This window comes from Phenylobacterium sp. (assembly GCF_016793285.1).
Taxonomy (GTDB): domain Bacteria; phylum Pseudomonadota; class Alphaproteobacteria; order Caulobacterales; family Caulobacteraceae; genus Phenylobacterium.
Window position 1 is genome coordinate 1 of the sequence record NZ_JAEUMO010000061.1, and the last position, 10,729, is coordinate 10,729.

Genomic DNA, 10,729 nt, shown 5'->3' on the forward strand with positions numbered 1-10,729 from the left:
TAGTTTTGTGCGCCGCGGCAGAACTGCGCCCGCCGCACTTGCAAAGCTCAGAGGAACGGGTATCAGCCACCCGCTTATTGCTTTTCCGCGAACAATTTGAGGCGCTAGCAACCGATGAAGGTGTTGGTCCCGGTCAAGCGGGTGATCGACTACAACGTCAAGGCCCGCGTGAAGGCCGATCAGACGGGTGTCGACCTCGCGAACGTCAAGATGTCGATGAATCCGTTCTGCGAGATCGCGGTCGAAGAGGCCGTCCGTCTCAAGGAGAAGGGCGCGGCCACCGAGGTCGTCGCCGTGTCGGTGGGCCCGGCGCAGGCGCAGGAGACGCTCCGCACCGCGCTCGCCATGGGCGCGGACCGCGCGATCCTGGTGCAGACCGACCAGGACCTGGAGCCGCTGGCGGTGGCTAAGGTCCTGAAGGCGGTGATCGGCGAGGAGAGCCCCGAGCTGGTGCTGATGGGCAAGCAGGCGATCGACGGCGACAACAACGCCGTGGGCCAGATGCTCTCGGCGCTGCTGGACTGGCCGCAGGCGACCTTCGCCTCGGAAGTGGCGATCGGCGGCGGCAAGGCCACCGTGACCCGCGAAGTCGACGGCGGCCTGCAGACCATCGACGTGACGCTGCCGGCGGTGGTGACCGCGGACCTGCGCCTCAACGAGCCGCGCTACGCATCGCTGCCCAACATCATGAAGGCGAAGAAAAAGCCGCTCGACGTGAAGGAGCTGGGCTCGCTCGGCGTCGACACCGCGCCGCGCCTCAAGGTCGTGAAGGTCACCGAGCCGGCCAAGCGGTCGGCCGGGATCAAGGTGGAGACCGCCGCCGACCTCGTCTCGAACCTCAAGACTGCGGGGGTCCTCTAAATGGCCGTTCTCGTCATCGCGGACCACGACAACGCGACCCTCAAGGACAACACGCACAAGGTGGTGACGGCCGCGCAAGGCATCGGCGGCGACGTCGACATCCTGGTGGCCGGCACGAACACCGCGGCGATCGCGGCCGATGCGGCCAAGATCGCCGGCGTGCGCAAGGTGCTGACGGCGGAAAGCGCCGAGCTGGGCCAGGGCCTGGCGGAAGCGGTCGCCGACCTGATCGTGGGTCTCGCCCCCGGGTACGACGCCATCCTGACCCCGGCCACCTCGCAGGGTAAGAACTTCAGCCCCCGCGTCGCGGCGAAGCTGGACGTGGCGCAGATCTCGGACGTGACCGAGGTCGTCTCGGCCGACACCTTCACCCACCCCATCTATGCCGGCAACGCCATGGAGACGGTGCAGTCGGGCGACGCCAAGAAGGTTCTGACGGTGCGCCCCACCGCCTTCAAGGCGGCGGCGGAAGGCGGATCGGCCAAGGTCGAGAGCGTCTCGCCCCCGGGCGCGCCGGCGAAGACCAAGTTCGTCGACCAGAAGATCGTCAAGTCGGCCCGCCCCGAGCTGGGCGCCGCCAAGATCGTGGTCTCGGGCGGCCGCGCCATGGGCTCGGCCGAAGAGTTCCAGAAGGTCATCGAGCCGCTCGCTGACAAGCTGGGCGCCGCCGTGGGCGCCAGCCGCGCCGCGGTGGACGCCGGCTACGCGCCGAACGACTATCAGGTCGGCCAGACCGGCAAGGTCGTGGCGCCGGAACTCTACGTCGCCATCGGCATCTCGGGCGCCATCCAGCACCTGGCCGGCATGAAGGACTCCAAGGTGATCGTCGCGATCAACAAGGACCCCGACGCGCCGATCTTCCAGGTCGCCGACTTCGGGCTCGTCGCCGACTACAAGGGCGCGGTCCCCGAGCTGATGAGCGCGCTGACCGCCGCCGGGAAGTAGGGCCGGTCAGCCGGCCGAAGGACTCGAAGGGCGGGCCGCGAGGTCCGCCCTTTTCGATTGAGCCGGCCGCGGGCCGGCCGCGGCGCGGCGGACCCGAAAGACACGCATACCGAAGGATCGATTTTGCGACGCAGCAAAGCTCTTGCCGCGCCGCGCCATACACGTGTTAGAAAGTCGCCTCTCCAGAAGGGCGCGCCCGGCGCCCGGGCATCGAAGGCCTCGTCTACATGGTTGGCATCAAGAAGGTCGGCATCATCGGCGCCGGCCAGATGGGCACCGGCATCGCGCATGTGGTGGCGCTCGGCGGCTACGACGTCCTGCTGCACGACGTGAGCCAGGAGCGGATCGACCAGGGCATCGCGCTCATCGAGAAAAACCTGAGCCGCCAGGTCGCCCGCGGCGTCATCGAGCACACGGCGATGGAAGCGGCGGTCGCGCGCATCAAGCCGGCCAAGGAGCTGCAGACCATCGGCGGCGCGGACCTCGCGATCGAGGCCGCGACCGAGAACGAAGAGACCAAGAAGACCATCTTCAAGGCGCTGCAGCCGCACCTGGGCGCCGACACCCTGCTCGCCTCGAACACCTCGTCGATCTCGATCACCCGCCTGGCCTCGGCCACGGACCGCCCGGGCAAGTTCATCGGCCTGCACTTCATGAACCCCGCGCCGGTCATGAAGCTGGTCGAGATCATCCGCGGCATCGCCACCGACGCCGACACCTACGAGACCGCCGTCAGCTTCGCCCAGTCGCTGGGCAAGACCACCTCCAACGCCGAGGACTTCCCGGCCTTCATCGTGAACCGCGTGCTGGTGCCGATGATCAACGAGGCGATCTACACGCTGTACGAGGGGGTCGGCACGGTCGACGCCATCGACACGGCGCTGCGGCTGGGCGCCAACCACCCGATGGGCCCGCTCGAGCTGGGCGACTTCATCGGCCTCGACACCGTGCTGTCGATCATGAACGTGCTCTACGAGGGCCTGGCGGACTCGAAGTACCGCCCCTGCCCGCTGCTGGTGAAGTACGTCGAGGCCGGCTGGCTGGGCCGCAAGTCGGGCCGCGGCTTCTACGACTACCGCGGCGACAAGCCCGTCCCGACGCGGTAGGCGCTTCCCCGCCCTCGATGGGGAGGGAAAATTGCGGCGCCCTGTCGGCCCGACCTATCCTCGTCCGTCCTGGGACTGAACGAGGAGTGCCGCCATGCTCTACGCCCTGCTCTGCTACAACGACGAAGACACGGTCTGGGCCTGGGACAAGGCGCAGGAGGACGAGGTCATGGGCCGGCTCGCCGTCGTGCGCGGCAAGCTGGAGCGCAAGGGCAAGCTCGGTCCGTCCCTGCGGCTCCTGCCGACCACTGCGGCGACGACGCTGCGCAAGAGCGACCCGCCGCTGATCATCGACGGCCCCTTCGCCGAGACGAAGGAGCAGTTGCTGGGCTTCTACATCGTCGATGTCGCGAACCTCGACGAGGCCGTCGCGGTGGCCAGGGAACTGGGCGAGGCCAACCCGGGCGGCTCCTACGAGATCCGGCCACTCGCGCTCTACAACGCCGGCGCGGACCTGCGCGTGCCGGCATGAGCGCCGACCTCGCCTGGATCAGCGCGGCGATCACCGCCGCGCGGCCCCAGGCGGTGGGCGCGCTGCTCCGCTACTTCCGCGACCTCGACACCGCCGAGGAGGCGTTCCAGGACGCCTGCCTGCGCGCGCTGAAGAACTGGCCGGCGAACGGGCCGCCGCGCGACCCGGCTGCGTGGCTGATCATGGTCGGCCGCAACGCCGCGCTGGACGGGGTGCGCAAGCGCTCGCGCAACACGGAACTGCCGTCCGAGGAGGTGCTCTCCGACCTGGGCGACCAGGAGGAGCGCGCCGCCGAGCGCATCGACGCGGGCGACTACCGCGACGACGTCCTGCGGCTGCTCTTCATCTGCTGCCATCCCGACCTGCCGGCGACGCAGCAGATCGCGCTCGCGCTGCGGATCGTCTCGGGCCTGTCTGTGAAGCAGATCGCCCGCGCCTTCCTGGTTTCGGAAGCGGCCATGGAACAGCGGATCACGCGGGCGAAGCGCGAGGTGGCCGGCGGCGAGGTCGCGTTCGAGACGCCGGGCGCAGTCCAGCGGTCGGAGCGGCTCGCGGCGGTCGCGGCCATGCTCTACCTCGTCTTCAACGAAGGCTACTCGGCCGGCGACAACCCCGAGCGGGCGCAACTCTGCGACGAGGCGATCCGCCTGACCCGTCTGCTGCTGCGGCTCTTCCAGACCGAGCCCGAGATCATGGGCCTCCTGGCGCTGATGCTGATCCAGCACGCGCGGACGCCGGCGCGGTTCGACGCCGAAGGCCAGGTCGTGCTGCTGGACGACCAGGACCGCGGCCTCTGGGACCGCAAGCGGATCAACGAGGGCCTGGCCCTGATCGACAAGGCGATGCGCCATCGCCGGCCAGGCGCCTACCAGGTGCAGGCCGCGATCGCCGCGCTGCACGCCCGGGCCGCCGCGCCCGCCGACACCGACTGGCCGCAGATCGACGCCCTCTACGCCAGCCTGGAGCGCCTGACGCCCTCGCCCGTCGTGACGCTGAACCGCGCCGTCGCGGTCTCGAAGGTCCGGGGCCCCGAGGCGGCGCTGGAGATGATCGCGCCGCTGGAGGACCGCCTCGCCGGCTACTTCCACTTCCACGGCCTGAAGGGCGCGCTCAACCTCGAACTCGGCCGCCACGCCGAGGCCAGGGCCGCCTTCGACCGCGCCATCGCACTCGCCAACACCGCCGCCGAGGCCGCCCACATCCGCCAGCATCTCGACCGCCTGATGGCCGACCATCCGGCCCCGGCGACGGGCGCGCGCTGAAGCGGAGCCGCTCGCCGAATTAATCTCCCGCTTCTGTCGGAAGGCCTCAGGATCGTGCGTCCTCTGGCAGACGCCAACCCTGGAGTTCCTGAGATGTCCGAAGCCCTCGAAGTCCCCGTCATGCCGAAAGTCGAGACCAGGGGCGGCGTCGTCGCCTACCTCGCGATCGACGGCGCCACGAAGGCCGCGGCGTTCTACGAGAAGGCCTTCGCCGCCGAGCCCGTGTGGGCGTACCCGGCCGACGAGCAGGGCCGCACCATGCACATCCACCTCTACATCAACGGCTCGTCGGTGATGCTGGGCGACTTCTATCCCGAGCAGGGCCACGCCGTGCAGGCGCCCGCCGCCTTCACCATGCAGCTCATGGTCGACGACTGCCGCGCGTGGTTCGACCGCGCGGTGGCCGCCGGCTGTACGCCCGGCGTGGAGCCGCAGGTCATGTTCTGGGGCGACACCTGGGGCCAGGTGACGGACCCGTTCGGCGTCGTCTGGGCCTTCAACCAGCCGACCGCCTGAGCTTCGCCTGGGCGCGCTGTGGCTGCGTGGCGCGCAGGCCCCGCGCGCGCCCTTCCCGATTCGGCGTTAACCAAACCCGAACCCGCCGCATGGTTAATGAATTCGACTGAGCCGGAGTCCGCAGCGGATACTCCGGGTGATTCGGACGGGGTTCCATGCGGCGGCTTACGCTTACGCTTCTCTGCGCGACCTACCTGTGCCTGTCGCTGATCGTGGCGCTCACCCTGTGGCGCAACGGCCTGGGCGGCGGCGCGGCGATCTCGTCGTTCCTGGGGGCCTTCGGCCTCTGCCTGGCCTCGCACGGCATGGTGATGCGGTTCCTGGAGATGCGCGAGATCCGCGGCGAGGTCGAAGCCGTCCGCGACGCCCACAGGATCCTGCTGGACCAAGTGGTGCGCATCGACGGCCGCGTGACCGATGTCGCCCGCGCCGTCGAGGCCGACCTGACCCGCGGCGCCGAGCTCTCCAGCGAGGTCCACATGCTGGAGGAGCTGGTCGGCCGCCTGGGCCAGCGTTTCGACGAGCGGCCCTATCTCGCGGCGCCTGACCAGGACATGCGCGCCGCCGCCGGGGCCCCGCGGCCGATGGGCCTGCTGGACGTGGTGAAGGACGCGCTCACCGAGAACCGCGTCGACCTCTACCTGCAGCCGGTCATGGCGATCCCGCAGCGCAAGACCGTGTTCTACGAAAGCTATTCGCGCCTGCGCGACGCGTCGGGCCGGGTGATCCTGCCGGCCGAGTACCTGAGCGTCGCCGAGCCCGCGGGCCTCGTCACCGCCATCGACAACCTGCTGCTGTTCCGCTGCGTGCAGATCGTGCGGCGCCTGGCGCGGCAGGACCGCCGCGTGGGCATCTTCTGCAACATCTCGATGGCGAGCCTGGGCGACGAGGAGTTCTTCCCCCAGTTCCTCGACCTGCTGCGCGCCAACCGCGACCTCTCTCCGGCGCTGGTCTTCGAGATCGGCCAGCAGCCGTTCGAGACCCGAAACGGCGTGCAGGCCCGCAACATGGCCCGCCTCGCCGACCTGGGCTTCCGCTTCTCCATCGACAAGGTGACGAACCTCGACGTCGACCTCGCGGATCTCGGCCGCTCGGACGTGAAGTTCCTGAAGGTCGGCGCCCAGGCGCTGCTGGACGAGCTGACCGAGGTGGAGGGCCGGCTGGTCCTGCGCTCGATGCCGGACCTGGCGGCCGAGGACTTCGCGCTCCTGCTGCGCCGCTACGGCGTCGACCTCGTGGCCGAGAAGGTGGAGAACGAGCGGCAGGTGGTCGACCTGCTCGACCTCGACATCCAGTTGGCCCAGGGCCACCTGTTCGGCCAGCCCCGCGCGATCAAGAGCGACGTCCTGGCCGAAGCCTCCACCGCGCCGGCCGCCACCGCCGCGCCGGCGGCCCCCGCGCCGGCCGCCCCGCCCGTGCAGGTCGCGCCCGCGGCCGCCACGCTGCGCGGCATCGAACGCATCGCGCGGCGGGCGGCTTGACCGCAGGCGCGGCGGCACGTAACCGCCGCCGCGCATGACCTCCCCCACGCCGATTTCCGGGCTCCGCGACCTCGCGCCCCGATACGACGTCCTGCTGTGCGACGTGTGGGGGGTGATCCACAACGGCCGCGAGAGCTTCCCGGCGGCATGCGAGGCGCTGGCGCGGTTCCGCGCCGAGGTGGGGCCGGTGATCCTGATCTCCAACGCGCCCCGGCCGCACCCGCCGATCGTGGAGCAGATGGATTCGCTGGGCGTGCCGCGGACGGCGTGGACCAGGCTGATCACCTCGGGGGACGCCACGCGCGAACTGCTGGCGCAGCGCGGCGGCAGGGTCTGGAAGATCGGGCCCGACCGCGACGAGGTGCTGTACGACGGCCTGGGCCTCGGCGATGGAAGCCCCGAAGACGCCGACTTCATCTGCGTGACCGGCCCCTACGACGACGAGACCGACGAGCCGGCCGATTACCGCGAACGCTTCGAGACCTGCGTCGCGCGCGGCCTCGACCTCATCTGCGCCAACCCGGACATCGTGGTGCAGCGGGGCGATCGGCTGATCTACTGCGGCGGCGCGCTGGCGCAGCTCTACGAGAGCCTCGGAGGGCGCGCGGTCATGGCCGGCAAGCCCTACCCGCCGATCTACCAGATGGCGCTGAAGGCGGCCGAAGCCGAGATCGCGCGGCCGGTCGACACGGCCCGCGTGCTCTGCGTGGGCGACGGACTGCCCACGGACATCCGCGGCGCCAACGCCCGCGGGCTGGACATTCTCTTCGTCGCCAATGGAATACATGGCGGCGAGGCCGTCGGCCCGGAGGGACTCGATCGCGTGGTGGTCGACGACCTCCTGCGGCAAGAAGGTCTGAAGGCGAACTGGGTGATCGCCGATATGGAGTGGTGAACTGCGTATGCCGCAAGGACCGGCGACACGGATCGGTCCGGCGGCAGGGGCGCCACGCGGAGCTTGAGGGGGCGAAGCTGTGCAGGGTTTCTATTTCGACGAACTGACGGTCGGCCAGACCGCGGAGACCAGCCGGGTGGTGGGCCTGGCCGACATCCAGGCGTTCGCTGCGGTGTCGGGCGATCACAATCCGCTGCACCTGGACGAGGCCTACGCCAGGACCACGACGTTCGGGGAGCGCATCGCCCACGGCATGCTCTCGGCCTCGTTCATCTCAGGGCTGATCGCCAACAAGCTGCCGGGCGCGGGCGCGATCTACCTGTCGCAGTCGCTGCGGTTCCGCCGGCCGGTGAAGATCGGCGACCTGGTGGTGGCGCGCGTCACGATCAAGGCGCTGGACGACGGCCGGGCGCACGTGAACCTCGACACCGTCTGCGAAGTGAACGGCAAGACCGTGATCGACGGCGAAGCTCTGGTGATTGCGCCCCGCCGCCCGGCGTGACAATCGGGGACGCATGAAGCGCATCCGGGTGATCCGCGGCTGGAAGGACCTGTCCCCCGACGACCGCGGGGCGGCGGTCGCCATGGGCAGCTTCGACGGCGTCCACAAAGGCCACCAGCAGGTGATCGAGCTGGCCGGCCGCGCCGCGGGCGAGGCGGGCGCGCCGCTGGGGGTGATCACCTTCGACCCGCACCCGCGCGTCTATTTCCGGCCCGACGAGCCGGCGTTCCGGCTGATGAAGACCGACCAGCAGGCGCGTGCGCTCGAGAAGCTGAACGTCGACATCCTCTACGTCCTGCCGCTGGACGCGGAGCTTGCCGGCATGACCGACCGCGAGTTCGCGACGAAGGTGCTGCACGACGGCCTGGGCGCGCGGCACGTGGCGGTGGGCTTCGACAACTCGTTCGGAAAGGGCCGGACCGGCACGCCCGCGACCATGCGCCAGTACGGCGCCGAACTCGGCTTCGGCGTCTCGGTGGCCGATCCCGTCGGCGCCAACGGAAGCAAAGGGGGCGAAGGCGACAAGTATTCCTCGACCGCGGTGCGCCAGGCGCTGCGTGACGGCAAGCCCGAGGTCGCCGCCGAGATCCTCGGCCGCCCGTTCGCCATCGAAGGTCCGGTGCAGCGCGGTCGGCAACTGGGCCGCAAGCTGGGCTTCCCGACCGCCAACGTGGATCTCGCCGACTACGTCGCCCCGCGGTTCGGGGTCTACGCGACCCGCACGCGCCTCTCGGACGGGCGCGAGTTCGCCGGCGTCGCCAACATCGGCGTGAACCCGACGGTGCATGGCGTCACCCGGCCGCTGCTGGAGGTGTGGCTCTTCGACTTCGACGAGGACATCTACGACCGCGTCATCGAGACCGACCTCGTCGCCTTCCTGCGGCCGGAGGAGAAGTTCGACAGCCTCGAGATCATGACCGGCCAGGTGATGCGCGACGCCGCCGACGCGCGGAAGGTGCTGGGCGCGTGAGCGCCTGACTCTATCTCGCCGCCGCGATCGCCCTGGAGGTCGTCGCCACGTTCTGCCTGAAGATGTCGGACGGCTTCGAGAAGGCGGCCTGGGGCGTGGCCTCGATGGCGCTCTATACCGGCTGCTTCTGGGTGCTGGCGCCGGCGCTGAAGACGATCCCGGTGGGCGTCGCCTACGCCATCTGGGCCGGCGTCGGCATCGCCGCGGCCGCGATCATCGGCGTCTTCGCCTTCGACGAGCGGCTGGGCGTCGCGCAGGCCAGCTTCATCGCCCTGATCATGGCAGGCGCGATCGGCCTGCGCCTGACGACGCCGTCGGCGTAGTTCAGCGCTTTTTGCCGAGTTCGGCGGCGATGTCCTTGGTGAGGCGGCCGACCTTGCGGTGCGCGGCCGTGAGCTGATCCCTGGTCACGCCCCAGCGCTTCATCCAGTACTCCACCGCCTTGCGCTCGGTGAGGTCGAGGCGATCCTTGTCGATGAAGAAGCCGCCCTTGTCCTTCAGGCCCGCCATCGCCGCGTCAGTCGTCTTCGGCCGGCGAGGGGGGATCGCCCCCTTCGGTGCGGGCGCGCTCGCGCGCCTCCTTCTTGGCGGCGGCTTTCTCGGCGACCTTGAGGGCCTTCAGCCGCTCGCGCTCGCGCCGCTCGAAGTCGTAGTTCGGTTTCCTGGCCATGTGACGGATGTAGGCTGAGGACGCGCCGCCGCCAACCTTTTCAGCGCGCCGCGGCGGGGACCCGGCGCTGCTGGAACAGCCACACCGGCAGCGCCGCGTCGTCGAAGCCGGGGTTCCACGAGTCGTGGTTCACGCCGGGCAGCTCCTTGTAGGTGACGTCGGCGCCGGCGGCCTTCAGCGCGGCGAACATCCTGCGGGACTCATCGACCGGCACGACGACGTCGGCGTCGCCGTGGACGATCCACGTCGGCACGCGGGAGATGCGCGCGGCGAGCGCGGCGTAGGGGTCTTCGCCCTGCGCGATCGGGGGCAGCCCGCGGAAGGAGCCTGCGAAGGCGCAGACCGGCACGAGGGCCGCAAACCGGTCCGGGTTCTCGTAGGCCAGCCGCCAGGTCCCGTTGCCGCCCATGGAGAGGCCCATAAGGTAGACCCGGTTCCTGTCGGTCCTGAACTCCGCCTCGGCGGCGGCCAGCGCCGCCATCGCCACCTTGGCCGGCGCGCCCATCCAGAGCTGGTTCAGCGGGGCCTGCGGCAGGACCACGATGGCCGGCCAGCGGTCGGGATGGCGGCGGATCGCGCCGGCCAGCCCCACCTCGGTCTGGAAGAGCCCGTCCGAGCCGCGCTCGCCCGCGCCGTGCAGCGCCAGGATGATCGGCCTGGGCGCCGCGATTGGCTTGCGCGGCACATAGACCTGATAGGCGTAGTCCTGCCCGTCGACCCTGATCGTCCGGTCGAGGAAGCCGGTCTCGGCCCACGCCGGCGGCGCGGCCAGCACGAACAGCGCCATGAGCGCCAGGATCCACCGCATCGTCATGCTCCCGTTTGGAGCAAACTTAGCCGCTGGGCGGGGCGCGGCAAGCTGGCCGGCCACGGGCGGGGATGACGCCTCAGCCCGTGTCTGCTAGAGCCCGCCCATGACTTCGGTCCGGAAGAGCGCGCGAATTATCCGCCCGGCGTGACGCCGCCGGACGAGTTTCCAGCGCGCGCCGGGTTTCACCCCCGCACCTCCACGAACCCGGACCCAACGGACAGAGTTATGGCCGACGACG

General features: G+C 70.2%; 13 protein-coding genes and 1 pseudogene. 11 read left to right on the forward strand and 3 right to left on the reverse strand.

Annotation, left to right across the window (positions count from 1 at the left end; translation table 11 throughout):
* Window positions 1-114 precede the first annotated feature (114 nt).
* From JNL41_RS06025 to JNL41_RS06075, 11 genes and pseudogenes are all read left to right on the forward strand, one after another.
* Window positions 115-861 carry an electron transfer flavoprotein subunit beta/FixA family protein gene (locus tag JNL41_RS06025; RefSeq protein WP_293473372.1) on the forward strand — a complete coding sequence of 249 codons (747 nt, stop codon included), beginning with the start codon at window positions 115-117 and terminating at the stop codon, window positions 859-861.
* Window positions 862-1,806 carry an electron transfer flavoprotein subunit alpha/FixB family protein gene (locus JNL41_RS06030; RefSeq protein ID WP_293473373.1) on the forward strand — a complete coding sequence of 315 codons (945 nt, stop codon included), beginning with the start codon at window positions 862-864 and terminating at the stop codon, window positions 1,804-1,806.
* Window positions 1,807-2,033: 227 nt separating this feature from the next.
* Window positions 2,034-2,912: a 3-hydroxybutyryl-CoA dehydrogenase gene (locus JNL41_RS06035; RefSeq protein WP_293473374.1), complete on the forward strand. Its 879-nt coding sequence runs from the start codon at window positions 2,034-2,036 to the stop codon at window positions 2,910-2,912.
* A 94-nt stretch (window positions 2,913-3,006) separates the two neighbouring features.
* Window positions 3,007-3,384 carry a YciI family protein gene (locus JNL41_RS06040; RefSeq protein ID WP_293473375.1) on the forward strand — a complete coding sequence of 126 codons (378 nt, stop codon included), beginning with the start codon at window positions 3,007-3,009 and terminating at the stop codon, window positions 3,382-3,384.
* The gene (locus JNL41_RS06045) at window positions 3,381-4,646 is read left to right on the forward strand and encodes an RNA polymerase sigma factor (RefSeq protein ID WP_293473376.1); all 1,266 of its coding nucleotides are present in this window, start codon (window positions 3,381-3,383) and stop codon (window positions 4,644-4,646) included. The genes JNL41_RS06040 and JNL41_RS06045 overlap by 4 nt, the downstream gene beginning before the upstream one ends.
* Before the next feature lie 93 nt (window positions 4,647-4,739).
* Window positions 4,740-5,162, forward strand: coding sequence for a glyoxalase/bleomycin resistance/extradiol dioxygenase family protein (locus JNL41_RS06050; RefSeq protein WP_293473377.1), 423 nt, complete (start codon window positions 4,740-4,742; stop codon window positions 5,160-5,162).
* Between the two features lie 155 nt (window positions 5,163-5,317).
* Window positions 5,318-6,643 carry an EAL domain-containing protein gene (locus tag JNL41_RS06055; RefSeq protein ID WP_293473378.1) on the forward strand — a complete coding sequence of 442 codons (1,326 nt, stop codon included), beginning with the start codon at window positions 5,318-5,320 and terminating at the stop codon, window positions 6,641-6,643.
* 34 nt (window positions 6,644-6,677) lie between these two features.
* Window positions 6,678-7,538 (forward strand): TIGR01459 family HAD-type hydrolase, encoded by an 861-nt coding sequence (locus JNL41_RS06060; RefSeq protein ID WP_293473379.1) that lies wholly within the window; start codon window positions 6,678-6,680, stop codon window positions 7,536-7,538.
* A 79-nt stretch (window positions 7,539-7,617) separates the two neighbouring features.
* Window positions 7,618-8,040 (forward strand): MaoC family dehydratase, encoded by a 423-nt coding sequence (locus JNL41_RS06065; RefSeq protein ID WP_293473380.1) that lies wholly within the window; start codon window positions 7,618-7,620, stop codon window positions 8,038-8,040.
* A gap of 13 nt (window positions 8,041-8,053) precedes the next feature.
* Window positions 8,054-9,010, forward strand: coding sequence for a bifunctional riboflavin kinase/FAD synthetase (locus tag JNL41_RS06070; RefSeq protein WP_293473381.1), 957 nt, complete (start codon window positions 8,054-8,056; stop codon window positions 9,008-9,010).
* 20 nt (window positions 9,011-9,030) lie between these two features.
* Window positions 9,031-9,333, forward strand: a pseudogene (locus JNL41_RS06075) (multidrug efflux SMR transporter); the annotation flags it as partial.
* A gap of 1 nt (window position 9,334) precedes the next feature.
* Here the strand turns inward: JNL41_RS06075 and JNL41_RS06080 are convergent.
* From JNL41_RS06080 to JNL41_RS06090, 3 genes are read right to left on the reverse strand one after another with little or no spacing between them, the layout of a single operon-like run.
* On the reverse strand, window positions 9,335-9,520 hold the full coding sequence (locus tag JNL41_RS06080; protein ID WP_293473382.1) for a DUF3606 domain-containing protein: 186 nt from the start codon (window positions 9,518-9,520) through the stop codon (window positions 9,335-9,337).
* A gap of 7 nt (window positions 9,521-9,527) precedes the next feature.
* Window positions 9,528-9,680: a hypothetical protein gene (locus tag JNL41_RS06085; protein WP_293473383.1), complete on the reverse strand. Its 153-nt coding sequence runs from the start codon at window positions 9,678-9,680 to the stop codon at window positions 9,528-9,530.
* 40 nt (window positions 9,681-9,720) lie between these two features.
* Entirely contained in the window at window positions 9,721-10,488 is a 768-nt protein-coding gene (locus JNL41_RS06090; protein ID WP_293473384.1) for a prolyl oligopeptidase family serine peptidase, read from the reverse strand.
* Window positions 10,489-10,729: the final 241 nt, after the last annotated feature.

Bases quoted from the DNA above. Each gene is read 5' to 3' on its own strand.
- JNL41_RS06025 (WP_293473372.1), top strand. From the start codon at position 115: ATGAAGGTGTTGGTCCCGGTCAAGCGGGTGATCGACTACAACGTCAAG.
- JNL41_RS06030 (WP_293473373.1), top strand. From the start codon at position 862: ATGGCCGTTCTCGTCATCGCGGACCACGACAACGCGACCCTCAAGGAC.
- JNL41_RS06035 (WP_293473374.1), top strand. From the start codon at position 2,034: ATGGTTGGCATCAAGAAGGTCGGCATCATCGGCGCCGGCCAGATGGGC.
- JNL41_RS06040 (WP_293473375.1), top strand. From the start codon at position 3,007: ATGCTCTACGCCCTGCTCTGCTACAACGACGAAGACACGGTCTGGGCC.
- JNL41_RS06045 (WP_293473376.1), top strand. From the start codon at position 3,381: ATGAGCGCCGACCTCGCCTGGATCAGCGCGGCGATCACCGCCGCGCGG.
- JNL41_RS06050 (WP_293473377.1), top strand. From the start codon at position 4,740: ATGTCCGAAGCCCTCGAAGTCCCCGTCATGCCGAAAGTCGAGACCAGG.
- JNL41_RS06055 (WP_293473378.1), top strand. From the start codon at position 5,318: ATGCGGCGGCTTACGCTTACGCTTCTCTGCGCGACCTACCTGTGCCTG.
- JNL41_RS06060 (WP_293473379.1), top strand. From the start codon at position 6,678: ATGACCTCCCCCACGCCGATTTCCGGGCTCCGCGACCTCGCGCCCCGA.
- JNL41_RS06070 (WP_293473381.1), top strand. From the start codon at position 8,054: ATGAAGCGCATCCGGGTGATCCGCGGCTGGAAGGACCTGTCCCCCGAC.
- JNL41_RS06080 (WP_293473382.1), bottom strand. From the start codon at position 9,520: ATGGCGGGCCTGAAGGACAAGGGCGGCTTCTTCATCGACAAGGATCGC.
- JNL41_RS06085 (WP_293473383.1), bottom strand. From the start codon at position 9,680: ATGGCCAGGAAACCGAACTACGACTTCGAGCGGCGCGAGCGCGAGCGG.
- JNL41_RS06090 (WP_293473384.1), bottom strand. From the start codon at position 10,488: ATGCGGTGGATCCTGGCGCTCATGGCGCTGTTCGTGCTGGCCGCGCCG.